A 24,303-nucleotide genomic window follows, 5' to 3' on the forward strand; every position below is an offset into this window, starting at 1 on the left:
ACTCACCAATGAGACGGAGGTCACGCATGACGGTCATCGATATGAACAGCGACGTGGGCGAATCGTTCGGCAACTGGAGCATGGGGGACGACGCCGCCATCTTCCGTTCCGTGTCCTCCGCCAACGTGGCGTGCGGGTTCCACGCGGGAGACCCGGGCGTGATGGCGCAGACGTGCCGGGACGCCGTGGCCGCAGGTGTCACTGTGGGAGCGCACGTGGCCTACCGGGACCTGGCCGGATTCGGTCGTCGCTTCATGGACTGCTCCCCGCAGGAACTTGCGGATGACGTGCTGTATCAAATGGGTGCCCTCCAGGCAATGGCCCGTTCGGCCGGCACCGAGATCAAGTATGTGAAACCGCACGGCGCGCTCTACAACACGATTGTTCACCACGAGGTCCATGCACAGGCCGTGGTGGACGCGGTCAAGGCCTTCGGCGGCGATCTTCCGCTGTTGCTCCTACCCGGGTCCGTAGCACTTCGGAAGGCGGAGCGGGCAGGACTGCGCGGGGTGGCCGAGGCGTTCGCGGATCGCGGGTACACACCCGAGGGCACGCTGGTCTCCCGCCGCGAAGAAGGCGCCGTCCTGCACGACCCGGCGGAGGTCACCGAACGCATGATCCGCCTGGCCGAGGACGGCACCTTGAGCGCCGTGGACGGTTCCACCGTTCGGATCCGGGCCGAGAGCATTTGCGTGCACGGTGACACCCCCGGCTCCGCCGCAATGGCCGCGGAGGTTCGCGCGGGCCTGGAGCGCGCCGGCGTGCAGATCCGGTCGTTCGTATGAGCCAGGATCCGCCCACCGGTGCTGCGCCGTCGACGGTCTCCCTCCGCTGGGCGGGGACGCGGGCCTTCTTGATCGAGTGCGCGTCCCTCGAACACGTCATGCGCTGGCACGCCCATCTCAGTGCACATCCGTATTCCAGTCAGCTGGACGTCCTTGCCGCAGCGGAGACGGTGCTGTTGACCTTCTCGTCACCCGCGGCCGCACACAAGGCCGCGAGCGACGTCGTCACCGCTCGCCTGGGCGATACCGACGCGGCGACCGGTAAGACCGTGGAGATCGACGTGGTGTACGACGGCGAGGACCTGGTCGATGTGGGCGAGCTGACCGGGCTCGGCGATCGCGGCGTGATCGAGGCGCACACGGGTGCGGAATGGACGGCCGCGTTCGGCGGTTTCGCGCCGGGGTTCGCGTATCTCGTGGCCCCCGGGGATCCGCTCGAGGTGCCGCGCAGGGATTCCCCGCGCACCGCGGTGCCCGCCGGATCCGTGGCGCTGGCGGGGCGGTTTTCCGCCGTGTACCCGCAGCGTTCACCGGGCGGTTGGCAGTTGATCGGCCGCACCAATGCCACACTCTGGGACCTGGGCCGGGACGAACCCGCGCTCATCCGCCCCGGGGACACCGTGCGCTACCGCGCGGTGCGCGAGCAGGTGGCGGTGGCCCCGGCGGCACCCGCCGAGGGCTCCGTGGAACCCGCGCAGGCTCTCGTGGTCAAGGACCCCGGGATGCAGTCCATGTTGGAGGACCTGGGCCGCCCAGGCCTCGGAGACCTGGGTGTGCCTGCGTCCGGCGCGGCGGATCACGTGTCCGCAGCGCAGGCCAACCGCATGGTGGGCAACGAGTCCGGTGCCACGGTCATTGAGTCACTGCTGGGTGGCCTGTCGGTAACCGCGCGCGGCCACCACGTGCTGGCGCTGTCCGGCGCCCCCGTGGACGCCACGGTCAGCGGTCAGCAGGGCGAGAACCCGCTCCCCCGGGACATTCCCTTTGCCCTCTACGACGGCGAGACCCTCACCCTGGGCACCCCGCACACCGGCCTGCGAACCTACCTCGCGGTGCGCGGTGGTTTTGGCGGGCCCACGGTGCTGGGCAGCCGCTCCACGGACGTGCTCGCGCGGATCGGCCCGGAAGCGCTGACCGCAGGAAGCGTGATCGAGGTGCGCTCCGCGGCATCGCGCCCGGTGGGACGCCCCGAGGCCCCGGCGGTCACCCTGCCCGAACCGGGCCGACCCACCGTGCTGCGCGTGACCACCGGACCCCGCGGCGACTGGTTCACCCCGGCCGCGCTCGAGACCCTCACCCGTCAGCAGTGGCGGGTCAGCAGCCAGTCCAACCGCGTGGGCGTGCGCTTCGAGACGCCCGAGGACGGGCAGACCCTGGAACGCGCCATCACCGGTGAGCTGGCCAGCGAAGGCGTGGTCACGGGATCGCTGCAGGTACCCCACTCGGGGGTTCCGGTGCTGTTCCTGGCGGACCACCCCGTGACCGGCGGCTACCCGGTGATCGCCGTGGTAGTCCCGGAGGACCTGGCCCTGGCCGCACAACTACCACCCGGTGCCACCGTGGTCTTCCGCGCTGTGGAACCGCACGGCACCCCGCAATCAGGAGAGAACTCATGAAGAAGGTTTTGATCGCCAACCGCGGGGAGATCGCCGTGCGCGTGGCCCGAGCCTGCGCGGACGCTGGGCTCACGTCCGTGGCCGTGTACTCGGACCCGGACGCCGACTCGTTCCACGTGCGCACGGCCGATGAGGCGTATGCCCTGGAGGGGTCCGCCTCCGCGGACACCTACCTGAACATCGAGAAACTGATCGGGATCGCCTCCCGCGCCGGCGCCGACGCCGTGCATCCCGGCTACGGCTTCCTGTCCGAGAACGCGGAGTTCGCGCAGGCCGTGATGGACGCCGGGCTCACGTGGATCGGTCCCGACCCGGACGTCATCCGCGTCCTGGGCAACAAGGTCACCGCCCGCGAGATCGCGGTACGCGCCGGAGCTCCCCTGGTCCCGGGCACGGACGGTCCCGTGGCCGACGCCGCCGAGGCCCGCGCCTTCGCGGAGGAGCACGGTTTGCCCATTGCCATCAAGGCGGCGTTCGGTGGCGGCGGCCGCGGCATGCGCATTGCCCGCACCCTGGACGAGGTCGAGTCAGCGTTCGACGCAGCGGTGCGCGAAGCGACGTCCGCGTTCGGACGGGGTGAATGCTTTGTGGAGCGCTTCCTCGACAAGCCGCGCCATGTGGAGGCCCAGGTCGTTGCGGACACCCACGGCAACGTGACCGTGGTGGGCACCCGCGACTGCTCGCTGCAGCGGCGCAACCAGAAGCTCGTGGAAGAGGCTCCGGCGCCGTTCTTGAGCGATGAGCAGCGGAGGACCATTCACGAATCGGCCCGGGACATCTGTCGCGAGGCCGGCTACACGAGCGCGGGCACGGTCGAGTACCTGGTGGCTCCGGACGGGCTGATCTCGTTCCTGGAGGTCAACACGCGCTTGCAAGTGGAACACCCCGTGACCGAGGAGACTACCGGGGTGGACCTCGTGCGCGAGCAGTTCCGCGTGGCCGACGGGCAGGCCCTGAGCATCACCGAGGACCCCGCACCGCGCGGGCACGCCTTTGAATTCCGGCTCAACGCGGAGGATCCGGCACTGGGATTCTTGCCGACGCCCGGGACGGTGGAGGTCTTCCAGACTCCCACCGGCGCGGGAATCCGGGTGGACACCGGTGTCCGTTCCGGCTCCGTGGTGCCGCCCCAGTACGACTCGATGCTGGCCAAACTCATTGTGTGGGGTCAGGACCGGCAGCAGGCACTGCGGCGCTCCCGGGCTGCCCTGGCGGAGCTGAGCATCAAGGGATTGCCCACGGTGGCACCGTTCCACCGCGCGGTGGTGGAGCACCCCGATTTCACCTCTCCCGATGAGCTGGGCGTGTACACCACGTGGATCGAGGATGCGTTCACGCAGCAGCTGGAGGCGTCCCCGTACGTGACCTCCGGCGCCGCCGAGCGCACCACCCTGACCGTGGATCTCGACGGTAAGGCCGTGCAGCTCGGACTCCCCACCGCCTTGGTGGAGGCGCTGCTGCACGGCGGCGGGGCCGGCGCGGGCGGTGAGGCTGCGGCGTCGACCGCACATGGAGCCTCGGACACCACGCTGGCCGCGCCCATGGACGGGACGGTCGTGAAGTGGGCGGCGGAGGACGGCGCGAACATTAGCGAGGGCGACACCGTGCTCGTGCTCGAGGCCATGAAGATGGAGACTCCCGTGCGCGCGCATCGCTCCGGAACATTGACTCGTGGCGAGCCGAACGAGGGCGATGCCGTCCGCAAGGGGCAGGCGCTGGGCGAGATCGCCTAGCGCGGTGAGAGGATGGGCCGGTGACCAGTAACTTCGCACTCGAACCCCCCTCGGCACCGGTTGCCCCTGTCCACGGCCCGCCGACGCCGCTCGCTGCGCATCGCGCGCAGGCGCGCGCACTCGCGGCAGGCCGGCTGCGCGAGCGCATTTCCGGGGGGCATTTGGCCCCCGGGACCAAGCTGTCGGAACACGTCATTGCCCAGGAACTGGGCGTTTCGCGGAACACGCTGCGCGAGGCGTTCACAATGCTGGCGGAGGAGTCGCTGGTTGATCGCGTGCCCAATCGCGGGGTCTTCGTCGCACGCCCGACTGCCGGCGATGTGCGGGAGATCTACAACGCGCGGCGGATCATCGAGCCGGGGGCGGTGTTGTGGGGCTCCTGTTCGGAGCAGGTGCTCACGGGGTTGTGGTCTGTGATCGAGGCGGCTCGGGCTGCTCGTGCGGCCGGGGACATTACGGGCATGGCTGACGCCAATCAGCGTTTCCACCGCGGGCTCATGGATCTGACCGGTTCGGACACCCTGGTCACAACCATGGACCGGTTGCTGGCGCGCATGCGGCTCATGTTCCACTCGATGTCCACGGACCCCGGTTTCCACGGGGACTACGTGGACCGCAACGCCGAGCTGCTGCGGCTGCTGGAGGCCGGTGAACGCGAACGGGCTGCCGAATCACTGCGGGAGTATCTGAGTTTCGCGGAAGCACAGTTGTTGGACCACGTGGAATAGCGGTTCAGGGCACCTGGTAGTCGGAGTCCTTGGCGTCCGTGATGAGCATGTGTCCCGGTGCGTGAGAAATCGCGTACTGCGGCCGGGATTCCATCACGGCGGCCTGCGGTGTCACGCCGCACGCCCAGAACACCGGGATGTGACCCGGCTCGATCCGGACGGGGTCGCCGAAATCCGGCTGGTTAACGTCTTTAATGCCCAGCTCCTCGGGGTTGCCCACGTGCACGGGAGCGCCGTGGACGGCGGGATAGCGGGAGGTGACGCGAACGGCGTCGGCCACCTGCGACGCGGGAACCGGACGCATCGAGACCACGAGCGGGCCGGAGAGAGACCCCGCCGGTTCGCAGCGCCGGTTGGTGCGGTACATGGGAACGTTCACGCCCTGGTCGTTATGGGCCATGCGGATGCCGTTGTTCAGCAGGGCGTCCTCGAACGTGAAGGAACAGCCGACCATGAAGGTGACCAGGTCGTCACGCCAGTACTCGGTGATGTCCGTGGGGCGGGCGATGTCGCGGCCGTTCTCGTAGACCACGTACTGCGGGAGGTCCGTGCGGATGTCACCGTCCTTGAGCAGCTCGCCGGTGGTCTCCCCCGCGTCCAACACCCCGAGGACGGGGCACGGTTTGGCGTTGCGTTGGGCGAACAAGAGCACGTCGAAAGCAAGTTCACGCGGAACGATGATGAGGTTGGCCTGCGCGTATCCGGCGGAGATTCCGGACGTGGGACGCAGCAGGCCACGGCGGAAACGTTCCCGGGCCTCCCGGGGTGTAAGACGTGCCAGGTCTGCGTGGTCCGTGATGGTCATGTCCCTCAACTCCACAACTTGGTGAGCCCGGCCAGGGAGTTCCAGCCGAGGAACAGGGTGAGCAGCCACGCGAGCACACCAATGACCAGGAGCCACGTGGGATACACGTACCCGTGCAACAGATCCCGGCGGCGCCAGGCGACCCACAGCAGGATGGCGAAACCGAACGGGAGGATCAGGCCGTTGAACGCCCCCGCGAAGATCAACAGGGTCTGCGGAGCCTGACCGAGTAAGAGGTAGGCAACGGTGCACACGAAAATGAAGGCGACGGTCAACAAGTTTCGGGTGCGTGGACTGCCGGAGGACGTGGTCACGAAGGAGATGGACGTGAAGGCCGCGCCGATCACGGACGTCAGGGCCGCGGCCCACAGCACCACGCCGAAGATCCGCACGCCGATCTCGCCGGCGGCGGCCCCGAACGCTTCGGCGGCCATGTTGTCACTGGTCAGCGCCACACCGCCGGCCACCACGCCGAAAATGGCGAGGAACAACAGCACGCGCATGATGCACGTGACCAGGATGCCCAGCACGGAGGTGCGGCTGATTTGCTTGACGTTCTCCACACCGCTCACGCCCGAGTCGATCATGCGGTGGGCACCCGAATACGTGATGTAGCCGCCCACGGTGCCGCCGATCAAAGTGGTGATCACCAGAAAATCGATTTCCTCGGGGAGCACGGTGTTCTTCAGCGCCAGGCCCACCGGAGGGGCGGCCACGATCGCCACGTAGAGAATCAGCAAGATCATGATGGCGCCCAGCAACACCACAATCCGATCAAGTGCCATGCCGGCTCGTTTGGACAGGAAGATGAGAATCGCAATGGCCGCGGAGATGGCGCCGCCAATCTTGGGGTCCAGCCCGAGCATCGCGTTGAGGCCGAGCCCGGTTCCGGCAATGTTGCCAATGTTGAACACGGCTCCGCCGACGAACACGAGGGCCGCCAGCACAATACCTGCGCCGGGCAGCACCTGACTGCCCAGTTCCTGCGCGCGCCGGCCCGAGACGCCGATCACTCGCCACACGTTCAGCTGCACGGCAATGTCCACCAGAATGGACACCAAAATCGCAAACGCGAAGGCCGCCCCGAGTTGAACCGTGAACACGGTGGTCTGGGTGATGAATCCGGGGCCGATCGCGCTGGTGGCCATGAGGAACATGGCACCGAGCAGCGCGGTACGGTGCCCCCCGGAATTCGCTTTGACCGGTTCGGTTCCGGGCTGGGAGGGCTGGGCAGGTTGCGCCGGCCGGGGTGCTTCTGTCGGCATGTCTTCATCCGATGTGTCGGGTGACTGGGGTCACAGATTGACGTAATGCCGGAAGACTACAGGTTGTTCAACAATCTCCACAAGGGATTGTTCAACAATATGGGGATGAAACGGGCTGTCTCGCAGCTCACGCCTACTGGATCTCGGAGTCGGGGTGGGGGACCCGGAACCGCTGCTGTTCGTCCACGGATCCCACCCCCTTCACGGCGCCCAGCGTGGAGCACTCCTGATCGGGGGCGCGCCCGGTGATGATGCCCACCGAGTACAGCACCTGGTCCACTCGCATCCCGTGGGCTCGCAGCTGCTCGACCACGTCTCCCATGGCGGCCAGGTAAGAGTCGTCCACGGTCACGGTGATGTTCTTCATGGCATGTCCCCGTTTTTTTTGCGGCGCGATGACCAGACCGGCGCCGACGTCGACGGAGGGCGCGAGCAAGCGACGGGCGTTCTGGACGATCTCCGACCACAGCTCCCGCCCGCGGTACCCGGTCTTCTCCGCGAGCAACGCCGCGACCCCCGCCGCGTGCGGCGTGGCCATGCTGGTGCCGCTGATGGTGTTGTAGCGCTGGGGCATGGGCCAGGAGGAGTAGACCTGGAAGCCGGGACCGGCCACATCCACCTGCCCGCCGTTGACGTCCAGGGTCCGGGCGGAGAAGAACGCGACGTCCAGCTGCTGGGTCAGGGCCCCGACCGCCATGATGTAAGAACTGTTGGCCGGTGATCCGACGAACCCGAAGTTCCCGTTCACCCGGTCGGCGTTGTTGCCGGCGGCGGCGACGATCAGGCTGCCCTGGTCCAGGGCGCGGCGACCCGCAGCCGTGTACGGCGGATGGATCTCGGCGACGTCCGCACCCAGCGACATGGAGATCACCGCGCATCCCTGGTCGATGGCCCAGCTCATCCCGGCCAGCACCTGGGCGTCGCTTCCCGAGCCCTCGTTGCTGAGCACCTTGCCCGCGTAGATCTCGGCCTCGTAGGCGATCCCGTAGCGCCGCCCCATGCCGGGGGTGCGCGGCCCGCACGAGGTGCCGATGCAGTGGGTGCCGTGCCCGTGCCCGTCCTGCGGGTCCTCGCCCTCGATGAAGGACTGAACCGTGACGGAGCGCCCGGCGAAGTCCGGGTGCTCCAGGTCGAAGCCGGTGTCCAGCACCGCAACTTTCACGCCCTTGCCTGAGTACGGGGAGGAGATCGCCCGCACGGCCTGCAGGCCCCACGTGTACTCGTCCGTGTCCCGAAAGTACGGCGGGGCGGCGGGCGGCGGCTCCGGGGCGTCCCCAAGTTGCATGTGTTGCGACAGGTCCCCCACGACCAGCCGGTAGGCCGCCGTGAGTTCCTCCGGCAAGGTCGGCGCGAGCACGTGGTGGATCAGTTCGGGTGAGACCGACAGCACGGCCCCCGCACGCGCGGTGGAGGTCTGCAGCGCCGCCAGCTGGCCCACCTCGGCACTGACCACCGCGATGTTCAGATTGTGGAAGACGATGGCATCGGCCCCGCCGGCGGCGGAGACGTCCATGCCTTCCCCAAGATCACGGGAATCGACCACCCGGTTCAACCCCGCGTCCCGCAGCAGTTGCTGCGGCGCGTCCTCCGTCTCGGCGAAGACCACCACATGACGCCCGGTGGTCTCGGACCGTCCCATCCCCGATAGGTTCCCGCCGGGCTGTCCGATCCGGAAATTGTCAGTGGAACCGTTGTCGATCATGACATCCTCTTTCGCCTTCGATGGTGCCGCGCACGAGCTCGGGAGATTTGCTGGACATCAGCTTCCCACGCGCGTACACCCTTGTCACCACGGGTGGAAAATAACGGCCGTCGATTTTGTCTCCCACCTACGTGCGGCAGGGCCCGTAACGCCGCAGCCGACCTCAGCGCAGGATGGGCAGCTGCATGGGGTAGCGGTAGACCTCGCCGTTGTTGGCGCGCACGGCCGCCATGATGTGGCAAACCAGGAGCAGGACCCAGTAGGCGGCGATCAGGATGAGCCCCACCGGGAACAGGATGACCGTGACGATGCAGATCCAACCGATCACGTTGATGATCCACAGGGTCACATTGAAGTTGAAGGCACCGGCGGAGGCCGCTCGCAGGAACGGGCTCTTGTCCTTGTAAATGAACCACACGATCAGCGGGCCCAGGAAGCCCAGCCAACCCACCGAGATGATCGCGGCAAGGGGCCCGGACAGGTGCGTCAGGATGGCCACGGTTTTTTCATCGTTCTGGGGACCACTGGAACCGGCCCGGCGGTGGCTGTCGTAGGTGTCGTAGCCGCCGGCACCGCCGGAGCGGTAGTCCGGGCGGGGTTGCTGCGGTTCGTAACTCATGGCATCTCCGTCAAGGTTGTGATCCACCGGCGGTGGAGGGGCGGGATTTTTTCGTCCTCCCCCCAGCCTAGGGTCGTCAACTCAGCACTGCATTGGGGTTTTCCCCACTCTTCACCGCAGGCTGACCTCCGGTCACTACCGCCGCCGCATCCGTGGCCGGGGACTGCACCCGGTGCGCAGCATGTTTACCCGGGCCGCGGGAGCCGCGCCTGCCGAACTTCCGGTCGTACACCCAGCCGCCGGCGAGCGCCACCAGAACGGCAATGACGAGGATCAACGAAACCCCGATCACCCCGGACTGCAGCCCGGCATCCGCGTGAGCATCGAAGTACAGGATGGAGCGCACCATCATGTAGATGTGATGAAGCGGTTCGAGCGGAGCAATCACCCGGAAGAAGTCCGGCACGGCCTGCAGCGGAACCACCGCGCCCGCGGACGGCAATCCCATGAACACCAGGTAGATCATTGACAACAGCATGCCCGCTGAACCGCCCAGCGTGATGAGGGCGAGCACCACGGCCGAGACCGCCGACAGCGACAGCCACCCCGCAAAGAACAAGGCCACCCCGTGCGGCACCGGCATGCCCACGCCCGAAGCAACCCACAGCATCAAGGCGGAGGTGGGGGCGGCCGCCACCGTGAAGAGGCCCCACTTGATCAGGAAAGTCAGCCACCGAGGCAAACTCACGCGGGGCAGGTCCCGGAATGATGGTCCCATTTCCAACGGGGCCATGCCCGCGCGGGCATCCATCAGCACGTTGACCGCAATGGAGCCGGAGAGACCGATGACCAACAGAATGATCGCGTAGTAGAAGGCCCCCATGCCCAGCGCCGTGCCCTCTTCGAGTTCTTGGTACGGCTGGGTGACCACGTTCAGTGGATCCCGCAGGAGATCGGTGGACACGGAGCTGACCTTGGGTGCCAGCTGATCCGCCACCTGCTGGGGCGTGTCGGCCTGAGCCTGTTGAACCTGCTGCGCGAACTGCTGCACGGCCGGACCGCCCCGAGCCGCCGAGCGCTGCAGCTGTTCCGACTGCTGATCCTGCTGCGACTCGAGCTCCGAGAGCACCTGGTCGTAGGCCTGCTGCTGCGCGGACTCCGCGGACTTCACCAGGGACTCACCCATCCCGGAGCTCGCCTCATCAAGGCCGGGTTGCACCACCTCCGTGGCAACCCTCGTGCCGAGTGAACCCGCCTGCGGGTCTGTGTAGAGGGTGATTTCCGGCTGCGCGGCGGACTCCTGCGTCAGTGACCCTTTGACCATGCTCACTGTGTCCTCCGAGAAGGACTCGGGGATGACCACCACCGCGAACAGCTCGCCGCGCTCCAGTTGCTCGCGAGCCTCGTCCCAGGTCAACTGTCGCAGGTCCAGGCGCTCGTCCTGGCCCGCTTCGGTTGCGAACTCGTCCTCGATGCGCTGACCGTAGTTCTGCTGCTCGGTGCCGCCGCCGTCGCTGGGCACGTCCGCCCCGCGGTCCTGGTTCACGATGGCCACCGGAAAATCCTTGAGGTGACCCGCCGGATTGGACAGGCCGCCCAGATACAGTGCCGTTCCGAGAACCGCGAGGACCATCACGACCACCGCCGGAAGCGCCCAGAAGATCGGCGAGTAGAACGGCCCGCGCGCCTTGCCCGCGGCTTGGTGGGAGGAATTCCGCGCCCTCTGAGTGGTCATTGCCATTGTGCCCCCGAAAAGGTGTTGGATACATTGCTGTATCGAGTTTTCGCCTTCACGATACACTGATGTATCGAGCGAGCAAGAGGGGGAGTGAGCGAAAGTGACCGAGCAGACATCACACACGGCCGAGGAGGATGCGCAGAAGCGGTCCCGGACGGCCACGCGCAGGAGACTCGTGGCGGCGTCGGCGGGGGTTTTCGCCGAGAAGGGGATCGATGGCGCACCCATCGGCGAGCTGTGTGCCGCCGCCGGATTCACCCGCGGGGCCTTCTACTCCAATTTCGCGACCAAACTGGACCTGGCGGTGGCGGTCTTCGAGGACCTGGTGGACAGCCTGATCGACCGACTCGACTCGGGGCTGGAACAGTGGCTCGATTCGGACGCGGACACCCAGGAGATCGTCACCCGCATCATCGAAGGCGTCACGGACCAGACATCCAACATGAATGTTCAGGCCGTACGCCTGGAACTGTTCCTCGCGGCTTTCCGATCCTCCGAGGTCCGCGACGTCGTCCGTCCGCTGCGCAACAAGCTCTACGGCGCCGTCGAGACGGCCCTGGGTCGCGTGGCAGAGAGCCAGCACTTGGAGTTCACGATCCCCGCCGCGGACATGACCCGGCTCATGCTCACCAGCTACAGCGGTCAGCTCACGGACCGCATGGCCGTGGGTGACATCACCGACCAGAAAGTCATTCCGACCATGTGGCTCGCGTTCACCCGCCCCGCCCGCCGGTCGGAACCCTAGATATCTCGCCGGCCCGGGGTTACGCTACCGGGGTCTTGTTGTCCACGAAAGGTGTGCGCCGTGAAGCTTGCCGGTTCTCTCTGAGCCCGCCGCTGCACGCGCTTCTTCACGCCTTCGTTCGTTCATTGACGACGCCGCTCTGGCCACTTCACTTGTCGACGCCCCCTGTGTGGGCGATCGCCGTGGGGCCAGTCATGGCGCGGCAGCGGATCATCCTCTGTGTATGTCAGGAGATCCTCATGCCCCATCCACAACAGACACTCATCACCTTCTCCGATCTCACCGTCACCTGGCCCGACGGCACCGAGTGCTTCACCGGCCTCTCGGGTTCCATTCCGCGGGGAGTCACCGGCCTGATCGGAGACAACGGGAGCGGTAAATCCACGCTGCTGCGTGTCCTCGCGGGGCAGCTCGAACCCACCTCGGGGTCGTTGCACCGTGAGGCCAGCATGGCGGATGTCCCGCAGGACATCACCGCGCACTCCGAATCCACCGTGGCCCAGCTGCTGGGCATCGACCACATCCTGACGAGTCTCCGCGCAATCGAGGCGGGCAGTGTGGCTGAGGCGGAGTACGACGTCGTCGGTGCTGACTGGGACATCGAAGAACGCGCGCGGGCGGAACTGGCCGCCCGCGGGCTGCCCACCGATGTGCAGCGGCGGGTTGCGGAGCTGTCCGGCGGCGAGATCGTGCGGGCGGCGCTGGCCGGGGCGGTGCTGCGGCGAGCGCAACTGACCGTGCTGGATGAGCCCACCAATAATTTGGACGCCGCCGCGCGCGAGGATTTGTTCGCGACCGTGCGGGGCTGGAAGGCATCGCTGTTGATCGTCAGCCACGACCGGCAACTGCTGGAGCTCGTGGACCAGATCGTGGAACTGCGGGACGGGCAGCTCACCGAGTTCGGCGGAACGTACAGCGAGTACGAGGCGTACCTGACCACCCAGCAGGAGGCGGCGCTGCGCGACGTCTCCCGGGCGGAGGCCGAGGCCAAGAAGCAGAAGCGTGAGCGCATCGAGGCGGAAACCAAGCTGAGCCACCGGGCGACCCGGGGCGAAAAGTTCAAGCGCGACAAGCGCAAACCCGGCATGGCCATGGGAAACGACGAGAGATCCGCGCAGGTTCAGGCGGGCAAGTTGCGCGGCGTTCTGGCAGACCGGGAGAAAACGGCCACGGATGCGGTCTCGGCGGCCCGAGATGCCGTTCGCACTGACCGACACATCCGCAGCCAACTCCCCCGGACCGCCGTGGCCAATGGCACCACAGTGCTCGAGCTGGAACGTTTGCTCCCGGGCGGTGAGACCGAGAGGTTCGATATGGCCGGTCCTGAACGGGTGCGGCTTGCCGGGCGGAACGGTTCGGGAAAAACCACGCTGCTCGAACGGGTGGTGAGATGGCCGTCTGAGGCGCGCGCCGCCGTGGAGGGAGTAGCCGGCACCAATCCGTGGGCGGTGCGCTACCGGCTGCCCGCCGTTGGCTACATGCCGCAACGGCTGACCGTGGCTCGCCCGAATCTCACGGTGGTGGAGAACTTACGACGCGGCAACCCCTCCGCAACCGACCACGCGTGCCGTGAGACGCTGGCGCGATTTCTGTTCCGCGGCGCACAGGCTGACAAGCGCATGGGCGAATTATCCGGAGGCGAATTACTTCGCTTCGAGCTCGCGCGAGTCCTGACATCGGAGCCCGCACCCGGGCTGCTCATCCTGGACGAGCCCACGAACAACCTGGACCTGCGATCGGTGGATCAGCTGGTGGATGCGCTCACCGCGTTCGAGGGTGCGCTGCTGGTGGTCAGTCATGATGACAGCTTCATTGCCCGGATCGGGGTGACGGCGGAGTTGGAGCTGGATTGAATCCGCGTCCTCAGCGTGCCCCATCCAGGTGACAATTCGAGCATCTACTCGTGGGCGCAGAACTTTGGCAGCCTTGAGACATGACGAACAACTTGGAACCTCACGCGACGGAGGACCTACCGCAGGGAGCCTCCAATGCCGCCGGCGCAGAGGACTCCGCTCGTGCGGGCGGGGCCACCGATAGCAGTTTCAAGGTCAGCCAGCTTTCGTCTGCTGCCCGTGAGCGATACGCGGAGCTACTCGATCGTCTGGCAGACCGGTAGGTCCCTGCACTGCCTACAGCAACGTCCGGAACCTCCCGCGGCCCACATCCCTCAGAGAAGTTAGGCCACGCCGGTTGCCTCGGCACGGTTCCGCACGTCATGCAGGATGTCCACAATGATGGTCAGGTCCGGGCCGGAGAACACCATGTCCGGCCCGTGCGGCGCGCGATCGGTGTACGGGGACTCGAACAGTCGGGACGGGGCCATGACACCGTTGGACGTAAGTTCATCAACCATCAGCTGAATGAACCGCATCTGATCCACGGAGTACCGGGAACCGTCCAGGAACTGCCGGAAGGTCTCCGCCACGGCCTCTCGGTCCAGTCCCACCAGGGAGCGGATGAACACGCCCAGCCCACCCGGTTCATCAGAGGCCCGTTGAATGTCGGGCTCCTCGCCACCAGCCGCAACGAGCATCCTTTCCAACGATTCCAGATCCGCTGCGGTGAGCTGCTTGTTCCGGCGCAGTTTCTGCAGAGCCACGTGGTCTTCGTGTTTGCGCAGATAAGCCGATGCCTTGGCCCGGAAGCGTTCGAAGTTGGTGCCCGGCGTGACGGCGGATAGTTCGACGTCCGCCCGCTCCCCCAGGGTGTCCTCGAAATCCGTGTAAACCGGGTGCTGCCCGGTCCTCTCCACGAACTGCACCAGGCCGCGCACCCGTAGCCGAACCCGCTCCAATAACTCCAGGGTGACGTCAACCCACCATTCCTCTGTTGCGACCGCTTCCAGTAGTTCCTTCTGCTCCACCACGGACGGAATGGTGAGCTTGCTCAGCAGTGCTCCGGCTATGTCCTGGACCGCCTCCCGAGTCCGCTCGGCCGTCGCGGCGTCGCCCTCGAGTTGCGCGAGCTGGCGTTTGAGAATCAGCAGATCGAACCGCTTGGCCTGTTCGTCCGGGTCCTTCGCCGCGCTGGGAAGGCCTGCGAGCGAGAAGGCCTCCCGGGCGGCGTCGGCGTCCAAGCGATCCCAGGCGCCCTGGTCGGCGAAGCGCTCAACGGCTCGCCGGTGTGGCCGCACCAGCACATTGTCCACACTCATGCCGCTGACGTACTCGAACAACGACCACGCCGCAGATGCCCGTAGTTTTGCATCCGTGCCGCGTTCATCCAGCGCGGTGACCAGGCCCACGCGCTGTTCGAAGATCCGCTGCGACAGTGACTTCTGGGAGGAACCTTCCACGGTAGGGAGGTCCTGCTGGAAGTACTCGAGGTTGCTGCAGAAGTCGAAGACGTAGAAGTTTTCCTTGTCTTGGCCCGGGCCGTAGAGGCCGGGGCACAGCCGAGTACCACGGCCGATCATCTGCCAGAACTTGGACTTGGAGAACACCGTCTTGAAGAACACGAGGTTCATGACCTCGGGCACGTCGATACCGGTGTCGAGCATGTCCACACTGATCGCGATGTGCGGGGCCTTGTCCTTGATCGAGAAGTCGTCGATGAGATCCTGCGCTCGTGACACCTCATGGGTGATCACGCGGGCGAATCGCCCGCCGTATTCGGGCCACCCTGCGTTGAAACGCTTCTCGATGAACTCCGCGTGCTTCTGGTTCTTGGCGAAAATGATGGTCTTGCCCAGCCGGTCTCCGCCCGCGACCTTATGGGCTTCGCTCATGAGCGTTGCGAGGACTTTGTCCGCGGTGTCCTCGTTGAACAGGAACCGGTTCAGCTCCTGTGCTCCGACTTCGTCGGGCGTATCATCCTCTCCCCAATCTAGGGCGTCCCACTGATCTTTCTCGTCTGACGAAAGGTCGCTGTACTTGATGCCCTGGCGGAGAAACTTGGTCCCCACGGACACGCCCCTGGGGGGAACCAGGTACGGCGGGACGTGGCTGATCGCCTCCTCCAGGCTGTAGGCGTCGGTGGGCACGCCGTCCTCCAGATTGAACAGGCGGTACGTATTATGGTCCACCTCGTCCTTGGGTGTGGCGGTCAAGCCGACCAGCAGCGAGTCGAAGTACTCGAAGATCGCCCGGTACTTGGCAAAGACGGAACGGTGGGCCTCGTCGATCACCACGAGATCGAAGAACCCCGGCCCGAACTTCCGACCCGATGCCTCGTCCACCGCGTTGATGAGGTTCAGCATGGTCGGGTATGTCGAGAAGAACACGCGGCCCTCGCCGGATTTGTCTTCCGTGAGTTTGACCAGCGGAGCGGAAGGTAGATGCTCCCTGAAGGCGTTCGCCGCCTGCGCGACCAGGGCCGTGCGGTCGGCCAGGAACAACACGCGCTTGACCCAACCCGCCTTGGACAGCTGATCGACCAGGGAGATCACCGTGCGGGTCTTACCTGTGCCCGTGGCCATGACCAGCAGGGCCTCGCGCTGCTTCTTGTCGAACACGTCATTGATGGCCCTGATAGCGCGAGTCTGATAAAAACGACCGGCGATCTCGGAGCTGACGGGAAAGTCCGACAGCGAACGGCGCATGGCCCGCCGCTGGATCAGTAGCTCCAGCTCGTCGCGAGTGTAGAACCCCCTGACCTCGCGCGGCGGGTAGCCCGCGGCGTCGTCCCACAGCCAGTGCTCATAGCCATTGGTGTAAAAGATGACGGGGCGCCGATCAGTCTCCCGCTCAAGAGCATCCGCGTACTGTTTTGCCTGTTCTTGGCCGGCGACGGCGCTCTTGCGCGTTCGTTTCGCCTCCACCACCGCCAGGGGTAAGCCGTCCGAACCCCACAGGACGTAGTCAATGAAACCCCTGCCCCCACCGGGGAGACCCGAAACGGGGTACTCGCGGTCGCGTTTCTCCGACAATGTCCACCCGGCCTCGCGGAGCAGGACGTCGATGAAGAGATCCCGGGTTTCCGCCTCGGAGTAGTCATGGGTGTCCACGGCGGTCTTGGCGGCCTGCGCCTGCCGGACCTGTTCCCGCAGCCGCGCGTTCTCTTCCTCGTACGCCGCCTCCCTGGCCTCGGACGCGGCGCGCTCGCGGGCGAGGGCCTCATCCTGCTCCTTGAACTTCCGCGCCAGGTCCAGCACCTGGTCGTGGGTGAGAGGCGCAGACTTCGCGGCCAGGGCCGGATCGAACTGGGAGCCGGTGGGGACGGACTCGGGCAGGGTGGAGTAATTGAAGGCGGCCCAGATGATGACGTCGTAGAGCTGCCGGAGTACATCGACCGCCGTGCGGGCCGGGATGGGGCGACTGTCATGCACCGCCGTATTGCCCACCTGGCGGAGAAGGTTCAGCTTCTGCTGGATCCCGCTGCCCACGGTCGCCGTGAACTGTGCGTCGTTGGTGAGCGCCGCGAGATCGGTCTTGTACGGTGCGGGCAGCGGGATGAGCTCGTAGAGATGGCGCACCAGAAGTTCGACCGCCCGGCGCGCGTAGAAGCACGCCGACCGCGGATCCGACGCCATGTAGGACTCCGCCTGCGCGCAGTCCCGGTGGATTTCCGGCCACTCCGTCTTGATGAACGCGAAGTTCCCCATCACAGCTCACCCCTGAACGCCCGGGATTGCAGGGAGGCGAAGAGCTCATTGTCGCGGTCGAGGGCGCGCTGCAAATGGTGCCGCTGTGTCGTGATGGTGAAAGACACCTTCGCAAACTCGTTCTGTCGTTCGAGAGCCGGGAGTGGCACGGGCATGGACTTAATGATTCCCATATTTAGGCCGGCCATGATCGCTCCCTTGGTCTGACGACGAAGGTGCGCCCTGCAGGCGGGATGCCATAAGAACGCGGCTCGAAGAAATGAAGAATTTATGATTTCTTGATTCGGGGTTATTGCGCAGATGTGCTTTGTGTTGATTGCAAGCGGAAAGTTTCTCGGGACCACAGCGCATCGTCCAACCGTTCCCATAATGCTGATGAGAACATCACCAGGATGCACTGTGTATCGCCTTAATGTCTTATACTTTTCTTTAGCGATATATCTACGTTCGCCCCACTTAAAACTATTGCCGACCACGTTGTCTAAACCAAGGACGGCGACACCAGAGTTGACGAACTCACTGTGGCGTAGCTGGCTACCGAAGGGGCCTGTTCTAATACTACCTTTTGCATCCGCGGCAATTTCGCCTACGGTCACGTCAGATCGTTCTTGGGAAAACATTGACTGAAAGACGGATTCAACCAAAGAATCGTAATGCTCAAGCTGCTGCTGGCGTTTGGCGCGGATTGCGTCGGCCTGGTCGAGGATCGCCGCGATCCGCCGCTGCTCGTCAAGCGAGGGAAGGGGCACGTCGAGTTCAGAGACCACACGACGTGTGATCCCTTTAATTGTTGCACCGCGCGCCCGGCTCGCAAGCCACTCGCTGGAGCTCTTGAGTTTGTGGGCTAGATATCCGGCGTCAAGGCCATCCGCGGGAATAATTCCTGTTATGTCTTGGCTTATAGCTGTCGGCTTCGATAATATGCCCACTTTACCCACGGAAGTTCGTGTCACTAGGGCGATTGTGCCGCTAGGCAGTACATTCGTCGCCGAGTTATTTACAGCGGATTGTGTGATAAAAGAACGAGGGACTACTGAGCCGTCAGTGCGTATGTCGGCTCCAGTTATCCATGGTATATCTCCATTAAAGAAATCAGGTTTCTTTTTTGATGGAGTCCCACCGGATGTGAACGTGCATATTTCGCCCAAGGGGTATGTTTTCACGCCAGCAGCCCCTTCAGCTCGCTCAAGCCCTGGGAGATTTCCTGCTCCAGCTGTTCGATGTCCGCGATGATCTCCAGGGGTGATCGGTGTTCCACTTCTTCGTACTCGATCTCCTTGTACCGATTGAGCGAGAGGTCGTAGCCCTGGGCGACGATGTCTGCCTTGGGGACGCAGAAAGACTTCTCGGTTCGAGCGCGATCTAGCTCGGTAGTCTTCCGGTTCTGCCACCGCTCCAGTACGTCCGGGAGGTCGTTGGCTTCGACCGGGTTGCGCTTGTCGTCCAGCGAAAAGCCATCGGCCTGAACGTCGTAGAACCAGACGTTGTCAGTCCCACCCGAATTGGTCTTGGTGAACAGCAGGATGGCCGTGGAGACCCCGGCATAGGGCTTGAAGACACCGGACGGAAGTTTCACCACGGCGTCGAGCCTTTGATCCTCGACCAGGGTGCGTCGCAGAGACTTGTGGGCGGTCGAGGAACCGAATAGAACGCCGTCGGGAACGATCACGGCCGCGCGGCCGCCGGGCGTGAGCAGCTTGAGAAACAGCGCAAGAAACAACAATTCGGTCTTTTTCGTCTTGACCGTGCGCTGCAGGTCCTTAGCGGTGGATTCATAGTCGAGCGAGCCAGCGAATGGTGGGTTGGCGAGGATCAGGGAGTACTTGTCAGTGTCGCCGGACGCGCCTTCCGAGAGGGAGTCACGGTAGCGGATGTCAGGCGCTTCGATGCCGTGGAGCAACATGTTCATGCTGCCGATGCGCAGCATGGTGGAATCGAAGTCGTAGCCGTGGAACATATTCTGGTGGAAATGCCGGCGCTGCTCGGCATCCGTGAGCGCCGAGGGGTGGTGCTCGCGAACGTACTCCGAGGCCGCGACCAAGAACCCCGCGGTGCCACAGGCCGGGTCGCAGATCTCGTCGTCGGGCTGCGGGGCCCGCATGTCCACCATGAGCTGGATGATGTGGCGCGGCGTGCGGAACTGGCCGTTGGTCCCGGCGGAGGCGATCTTGGAGAGCATGTACTCGTAGATGTCGCCGTTGGTGTCCCGGCTGTCCATGGGAATGTCGTTGACCATTTCCACGACCTTGCTCAGCAAGGAGGCTGTGGGGATGGTGAAGCGGGCATCCCTCATGTGGTCCGAATACGTGGAGTTTTCACCGTTGGGTTGTTGCCCCAGGCGCTGGATGAACGGGAACACCTCGGTGCTAACCACCCGGTACATCTCGTCCGGGTCCAGATTCTTGAAATGACTCCAACGTAAACGTTCCTGCCCGGGCAGGAATCGAGGGTTAGCGATTTCGCCACTGCCGTTGAAACGAGCCTTCTTCTCCTCCAGAGTGTGGAGATCGTCGAGGCGACGGATGAACAGCAAGTACGTGATCTGCTCGATCACTTCCAGCGGGTTGGAGATGCCACCTGACCAGAACGCATCCCACACCCGGTCAATCTTGCTTTTCAATGTTCCTGTCACCATGGCATCGATCCTATGGGCTGGGTACGACGCTAGTACGCAAGCGCGCGAGGTGAGCCAGTGGCCTGGCCACTCACACCACCCACGGCAACACCAAGAGCATGCTCAGCGACCAAATGAGGTGGGCGATGATCGGCGGGGTCAGCGACTGGGTCCGCTCGCGCAACACGGCAACCATCACACCCATGGCCGCGGCCGCGAAGGCCAGAAGAGGCACGCCGGCCAAGGCGGTGACGGCGGTGTACAGCACCGTGGTCACCACGATCCGGTACCCCGGCTTCAGGATCCTCCACAGCGCAGCCCTGTAGAACATCTCCTCCGCGACACCGTTGACCGCGGTGATGAGCAGAACCAACGCCAGACTGCCCACACGGGCGTAGTCCAGGAGCTCGTCCACCGGATCGCGGAGAAAGGGAACGTATCGCACGAGGAAGGCCCCCGCGAAGAAAAGCAGGGCTAAGAGCACCCCGCCCACAACGGCGTCGCGAATTCCACGCCGGGAGGCATGCCAGCGAAACCTGCTGCCCACCATCCGGACCGCCACGGAACTACCCACCATGTAAATCGCGGCCAGGATGAACGTGGCCGGATAAAACCACGGGTCCCCCGCCTGGATGCGCAGGGACCACGCGAGGACGGCCCCCGCCAACACCCCCGTGGCGATGACGGCCCTGCGAGAAGCCCCTCCGGGCAATACCGGCAGGTCATCGGCGGAGACTGCTTTTGGATCCCTCACGGTGCTGCCTTTCACAAGGGTTGTGTTGAGGTCTTGGAGTTGCCGGACCGTGGGAGTTCGCGCGTCAGTCCCGGCGCGGGTTCAATGCACGGAGGGTTCCCGTGAGCCCCGCGGCGAACGCGGTCCACCCGGCGTACGGTGCGAGGACCACTGCCTTTTCCTTGGACACCTTGCCAGATCTGCGCACCAGGTCCGCCGTGCTCGCGGCCAGCGCTATTGATTCTACGGCGGCGGGGCCCAGCTTCTGGCGGTCGAAGAACAAAATGCTCCACCCGGCATTGAGCACCAGGTTGGTCGCGAGCGCAGCAATGTATCCGCGTTTTTCCTTGGTGCGCCCCTGCTCGCCCAGATCCGCAATCGTCAGGGAACCGATCGCGGCGATATCCGCGTAGAGGGCCGTCCAGGCGACGGGGAACAGCCAGGCGGGCGGCTGGAAAGCGGGTTTCTTCAGGGTTTTGTACCAGGTCGAGTTCGGATTGGTCGCCAGCGATCCAATCACGGCGGTCGCGGTCACTCCCGCGGTGGTCGCCCAGAAAATCTTGTTCCACCGGGAGGTGTCCAGGTTCTTGACTGCGACGCGCACCGCGTCCTGGAACGAGGTGTAACCACCCGGCGGCGGGCCGACGTAATCGTCCAGGTCGCGCTCGCGCACCACGGTGTCGTGCTGGAGACTACCGATGAGTGGGCGCACCAGAGTCGACTTCACCGGAGTGACCAAACCGATCCAGTACGCCGCCAGTTCTGCAGTGGTCACCGGTGCAATGAGGAAGAAGCGCGGGATCTTGTTCAGCGCACTCGCGTACTCCTTGAGCATGTCCGCGTATTCGAGAGGTTCGGGCCCGCCCACGTCGAAGGTGCGATTCACATCCTCGGGTAGGTCCGCGGCCGCCACCAGGTAGTGCATCACGTCCGCCACGGCAATGGGGTGGATGTGGTTGCGCACCCACTTGGGAGCAATGGCGCCGGGAAGCCGCTCGGACAGGTGCCGAATCATGGTGAAGGACGAGGACCCGTCCCCGACCACCACACCGGTTTGCAGAGCCGCGGTGGGCACGCCGGAATCCATCAGCACCCGGCCCACTTCCACGCGGGAACGCAGATGGTCGGACAGCTCCTCCGTGGACGTATCCGCGGGGTGGAGTCCGCCGAGATAGACGATCCTCTTCACGTGCGCGTTGCGCGCGGCCGTGGCGAAGGTGTCCGCCATGGACTTTTCTTCTTCCACGAAGTTCTCGGTGTTTCCCATGGAGTGCAACAAATACCAGGCGACCTCGACATCCTCCATGGCCCGGGCGATGTCCTGGGCGTCGGAGGCGTCACCCTCAATGACCTCCGCCTCGCCGGGTCCGGCCTTGCGACCATCAACCACCACGCGATCACCCCAAGAGAGGTGACGGACCTTGTCCGCGCTGCGGCTGAGTAGGCGTACCCGCCAACCCTGGTCCAGCAGTTTCTGAGCAACGTTGCCGCCAATGTATCCGGTGGCACCGGTGACCAGTGCCAATCGTGTGGTCTCACTCATGTTGCAGCTCCTGACAGTGGCGGCGCCTCGATGGCGGGCGGCACCGATGGTTTTTAAATCACTGTACGCGGAGCGAATCCGCGGGGCCGGGAAGGGTGCGGCTGTGAAGCTGTGCGTATCCAATGTGGGTCGCCCGTGCGGCTGCCACCTATGGTTGTGGTATGAATCATGCCGCCGGTTCGTCGCCCACCCGCTCTGCGTCTCTGGCCCGCACCGTCACCACCGGCGGGTTGTTCCTGTTCATCCTCGGAGACGTGCTCGGGGCGGGTGTCTACGTCCTTGCCGGGGAGATCGCCCAGATCTCCGGGGGTGCCCTGTGGGTGCCCCTGTTGGTCGCTCTGCTGCTGGCCCTGCTGACCGCCGGTTCGTACGCCGAACTCGCCACCAAGTACCCCAGGGCCGGAGGGTCCTCGCACTACGCGACCCGCGCCTTCGGACCGTTCGTCGGTTTCCTGGTGGGCTTCTGCATGCTGTCCGCGGGCATCGTCTCCGTGGGCGCGTTGTCGCTCGGTTTCGCCGGGGACTACCTGGCCGTGTTCGTCGAACTGCCCACGATCCTGGTGGTGGTGTTGTTCCTGGGCTTGCTGGCGGCCCTGAATACCCGCGGTATCTCCGAGTCCCTGGGCGCCAACCGCGTGGCGACAATTATCGAGGTGTCCGGGTTGTTGCTGGTGATCGCCCTCGGTGCCCTGGTGGTGATCCGAGGGGAGGCCGATCTGGGGCGGCTCACGGAACTCGGCACCCCGGAGAACGGGCCGATCGCCGCGGTGCTGGCCGGCAGCGTTCTCGCCTTCTACTCGTACGCGGGGTTCGAGACCAGCGCCAATCTCGCCGAGGAGACCAAGGACCCGGCTCGCTCCTACCCGCGCGCCCTGTTCGGTGCGCTGATCGTCGCCGGTGTCATCTACGCCCTGGTGGGGGCGGCCGCATCGGCAGTGGTGCCCACCGAGGAGCTCGCCGGCTCCAGCGCCCCGCTTGCCCAGGTGATCTCCGCGGCCGGGATCGTCCCGCCGATCGTGTTCAGCGCCGTCGCGCTGGTCGCCGTCGCCAACGGCGCCCTGCTCACCGGGATCATGTCCTCTCGCCTCGCCTACGGGATGGCGGTCGACGGGCTGTTGCCCTCGGCCCTCACCCGGCTGTTGCCGCGCCGACGCACCCCCTGGGTCGCGATCGTGGTGACCACCGCCCTGTCGGTGCTGCTGGCACTGACCGGAACCATCGAAGTGCTGGCCGGGGCCATGGTGCTGCTGCTGTTGGTCGTGTTCCTCGCGGTCAATGCCTCGGTGCTGGTACTGCGCCGGGACCGCGCGGACCACCGCCACTTCCGCGTGCCCGTCTTCCTGCCCATTGGTGGGATCGTCTCGTGCCTGCTGCTGATGACACAGGTCGAGGGCGAGGTCTGGCGGCGGGGTCTGCCGTTCCTGGCGGTTGCGCTCGTACTCGCCGCAATCGCGGTGTGGCGCCGGAAGTCGAGCCGGGATAAGGCCGCCGTTTCCACCGACAACTGAGCGTCCCCGAGCGCCGGCCGGGAGCCCCACGGCCCGGCCTACTCACGGCTCACCCCCGCGCATCCACGTCCTCGAAAATCAAGAAGGTCTGGGTGTCCACCACCTCGGGCATGGGTTGGATCATCTCGAAAATCACGTCGCGCAGTTCCGTGGTGCTACTGGCTCGCACCAGCAACATCACGTCGAACGTGCCGCCCACCAGCGCCACGTGCTGCACCTGAGATATTTTCCGCAGCTTGGCGCACAGCGACGGCCACGTGTTCTGCTTCAGCCGCACGGTCACGTACGCGGACGCATCCAGTCCCGCCCGTACCGGATCAATCACCGCCGTGTACCGCAGAATCACGCCCTGATCGTGGAGCTTCTTGATCCTTTCGTAGGCGTGCGCGCGCGAAATATGCACCCTGCTCGCCAGCGCCGTCACCGACTGCCGCGCGTCCCGCGTCAATTCCTCCAGGATCCGCCGATCCGTATCGTCCAGATCCGCCCGCCGCTTCTCCACCATCTCGTTCCTCGTTCTCCGCTCACTTCGCCGACGACGCCGCCCGCCGCCTCCACACCCACCCCGCCCGCCGGCCGAGGACCGACAGGGGCAGTGAGCCATCTGACAAACCGTCATGACGCACATCACATCAGATCATATTGTCCACGATGAGCCCCTGAAACGCACTTTCGTCCAGTGCATCC

Annotated in this window: 19 protein-coding genes; 8 read left to right on the forward strand and 11 right to left on the reverse strand. The window is 65.2% G+C overall.

What is annotated here, in order from left to right; translation table 11 throughout:
- The first annotated feature begins 26 nt into the window (after window positions 1-26).
- The 4 genes from ABEA06_RS02085 to ABEA06_RS02100 are packed head-to-tail and all read left to right on the forward strand — an operon-like array spanning window position 27 to window position 4,862.
- Window positions 27-785: a LamB/YcsF family protein gene (locus ABEA06_RS02085; RefSeq protein WP_303383379.1), complete on the forward strand. Its 759-nt coding sequence runs from the start codon at window positions 27-29 to the stop codon at window positions 783-785.
- On the forward strand, window positions 782-2,401 hold the full coding sequence (locus ABEA06_RS02090; protein WP_345310395.1) for a 5-oxoprolinase subunit B/C family protein: 1,620 nt from the start codon (window positions 782-784) through the stop codon (window positions 2,399-2,401). Before ABEA06_RS02085 ends, ABEA06_RS02090 begins: the two co-directional genes overlap by 4 nt.
- Window positions 2,398-4,134: an acetyl/propionyl/methylcrotonyl-CoA carboxylase subunit alpha gene (locus ABEA06_RS02095; RefSeq protein WP_345310396.1), complete on the forward strand. Its 1,737-nt coding sequence runs from the start codon at window positions 2,398-2,400 to the stop codon at window positions 4,132-4,134. Before ABEA06_RS02090 ends, ABEA06_RS02095 begins: the two co-directional genes overlap by 4 nt.
- Before the next feature lie 20 nt (window positions 4,135-4,154).
- Complete coding sequence (locus tag ABEA06_RS02100) at window positions 4,155-4,862, forward strand: GntR family transcriptional regulator (RefSeq protein WP_345310397.1); 708 nt, start codon at window positions 4,155-4,157, stop codon at window positions 4,860-4,862.
- 4 nt (window positions 4,863-4,866) lie between these two features.
- Here the strand turns inward: ABEA06_RS02100 and ABEA06_RS02105 are convergent, their stop codons facing one another.
- From ABEA06_RS02105 to ABEA06_RS02125, 5 genes are all read right to left on the reverse strand, one after another.
- Window positions 4,867-5,667, reverse strand: a complete 801-nt coding sequence (locus ABEA06_RS02105) for a putative hydro-lyase (RefSeq protein ID WP_345310398.1) — start codon at window positions 5,665-5,667, stop codon at window positions 4,867-4,869.
- A gap of 5 nt (window positions 5,668-5,672) precedes the next feature.
- Window positions 5,673-6,932 carry an NRAMP family divalent metal transporter gene (locus ABEA06_RS02110; protein ID WP_345310399.1) on the reverse strand — a complete coding sequence of 420 codons (1,260 nt, stop codon included), beginning with the start codon at window positions 6,930-6,932 and terminating at the stop codon, window positions 5,673-5,675.
- A 133-nt stretch (window positions 6,933-7,065) separates the two neighbouring features.
- The gene (locus tag ABEA06_RS02115; RefSeq protein ID WP_345310400.1) at window positions 7,066-8,634 is read right to left on the reverse strand and encodes a S8 family serine peptidase; all 1,569 of its coding nucleotides are present in this window, start codon (window positions 8,632-8,634) and stop codon (window positions 7,066-7,068) included.
- 163 nt (window positions 8,635-8,797) lie between these two features.
- Window positions 8,798-9,253, reverse strand: coding sequence for a DUF4870 domain-containing protein (locus ABEA06_RS02120; RefSeq protein ID WP_345310401.1), 456 nt, complete (start codon window positions 9,251-9,253; stop codon window positions 8,798-8,800).
- 76 nt (window positions 9,254-9,329) lie between these two features.
- Window positions 9,330-10,928 (reverse strand): DUF3533 domain-containing protein, encoded by a 1,599-nt coding sequence (locus ABEA06_RS02125; RefSeq protein ID WP_345310402.1) that lies wholly within the window; start codon window positions 10,926-10,928, stop codon window positions 9,330-9,332.
- A gap of 103 nt (window positions 10,929-11,031) precedes the next feature.
- Here ABEA06_RS02125 and ABEA06_RS02130 point away from each other — a divergent pair, with 103 nt between their 5' ends.
- The 3 genes from ABEA06_RS02130 (at window position 11,032) to ABEA06_RS02140 (ending at window position 13,792) form a co-directional block, all read left to right on the forward strand.
- Entirely contained in the window at window positions 11,032-11,676 is a 645-nt protein-coding gene (locus ABEA06_RS02130; protein WP_345310403.1) for a TetR/AcrR family transcriptional regulator, read from the forward strand.
- A 239-nt stretch (window positions 11,677-11,915) separates the two neighbouring features.
- On the forward strand, window positions 11,916-13,529 hold the full coding sequence (locus tag ABEA06_RS02135) for an ATP-binding cassette domain-containing protein (protein ID WP_345310404.1): 1,614 nt from the start codon (window positions 11,916-11,918) through the stop codon (window positions 13,527-13,529).
- An 80-nt stretch (window positions 13,530-13,609) separates the two neighbouring features.
- Complete coding sequence (locus ABEA06_RS02140; protein WP_303383503.1) at window positions 13,610-13,792, forward strand: hypothetical protein; 183 nt, start codon at window positions 13,610-13,612, stop codon at window positions 13,790-13,792.
- Window positions 13,793-13,852: 60 nt separating this feature from the next.
- Here ABEA06_RS02140 and ABEA06_RS02145 read toward each other — a convergent pair whose 3' ends face one another.
- The 5 genes from ABEA06_RS02145 to ABEA06_RS02165 all read right to left on the reverse strand — a co-directional run bounded on the left by ABEA06_RS02145 (window position 13,853) and on the right by ABEA06_RS02165 (window position 22,108).
- Complete coding sequence (locus ABEA06_RS02145) at window positions 13,853-17,218, reverse strand: DEAD/DEAH box helicase family protein (RefSeq protein WP_345310405.1); 3,366 nt, start codon at window positions 17,216-17,218, stop codon at window positions 13,853-13,855.
- Window positions 17,218-18,381, reverse strand: a complete 1,164-nt coding sequence (locus ABEA06_RS02150) for a restriction endonuclease subunit S (protein ID WP_345310406.1) — start codon at window positions 18,379-18,381, stop codon at window positions 17,218-17,220. The genes ABEA06_RS02145 and ABEA06_RS02150 overlap by 1 nt, the downstream gene beginning before the upstream one ends.
- Complete coding sequence (locus ABEA06_RS02155) at window positions 18,378-19,838, reverse strand: type I restriction-modification system subunit M (protein ID WP_345310407.1); 1,461 nt, start codon at window positions 19,836-19,838, stop codon at window positions 18,378-18,380. Before ABEA06_RS02155 ends, ABEA06_RS02150 begins: the two co-directional genes overlap by 4 nt.
- A gap of 85 nt (window positions 19,839-19,923) precedes the next feature.
- Window positions 19,924-20,586: a CPBP family intramembrane glutamic endopeptidase gene (locus tag ABEA06_RS02160; protein WP_345310408.1), complete on the reverse strand. Its 663-nt coding sequence runs from the start codon at window positions 20,584-20,586 to the stop codon at window positions 19,924-19,926.
- Window positions 20,587-20,650: 64 nt separating this feature from the next.
- Entirely contained in the window at window positions 20,651-22,108 is a 1,458-nt protein-coding gene (locus tag ABEA06_RS02165) for a tryptophan-rich sensory protein (protein WP_345310409.1), read from the reverse strand.
- Window positions 22,109-22,269: 161 nt separating this feature from the next.
- Between ABEA06_RS02165 and ABEA06_RS02170 the strand changes: the two genes are divergently transcribed.
- Window positions 22,270-23,616: an APC family permease gene (locus ABEA06_RS02170; RefSeq protein WP_345310410.1), complete on the forward strand. Its 1,347-nt coding sequence runs from the start codon at window positions 22,270-22,272 to the stop codon at window positions 23,614-23,616.
- Window positions 23,617-23,665: 49 nt separating this feature from the next.
- Here ABEA06_RS02170 and ABEA06_RS02175 read toward each other — a convergent pair whose 3' ends face one another.
- Window positions 23,666-24,121 carry an Lrp/AsnC family transcriptional regulator gene (locus ABEA06_RS02175; RefSeq protein WP_345310411.1) on the reverse strand — a complete coding sequence of 152 codons (456 nt, stop codon included), beginning with the start codon at window positions 24,119-24,121 and terminating at the stop codon, window positions 23,666-23,668.
- Between the last annotated feature and the right edge of the window lie 182 nt (window positions 24,122-24,303).

The organism is Kocuria gwangalliensis, assembly GCF_039544365.1.
In the GTDB taxonomy this organism is placed as follows: domain Bacteria; phylum Actinomycetota; class Actinomycetes; order Actinomycetales; family Micrococcaceae; genus Kocuria; species Kocuria gwangalliensis.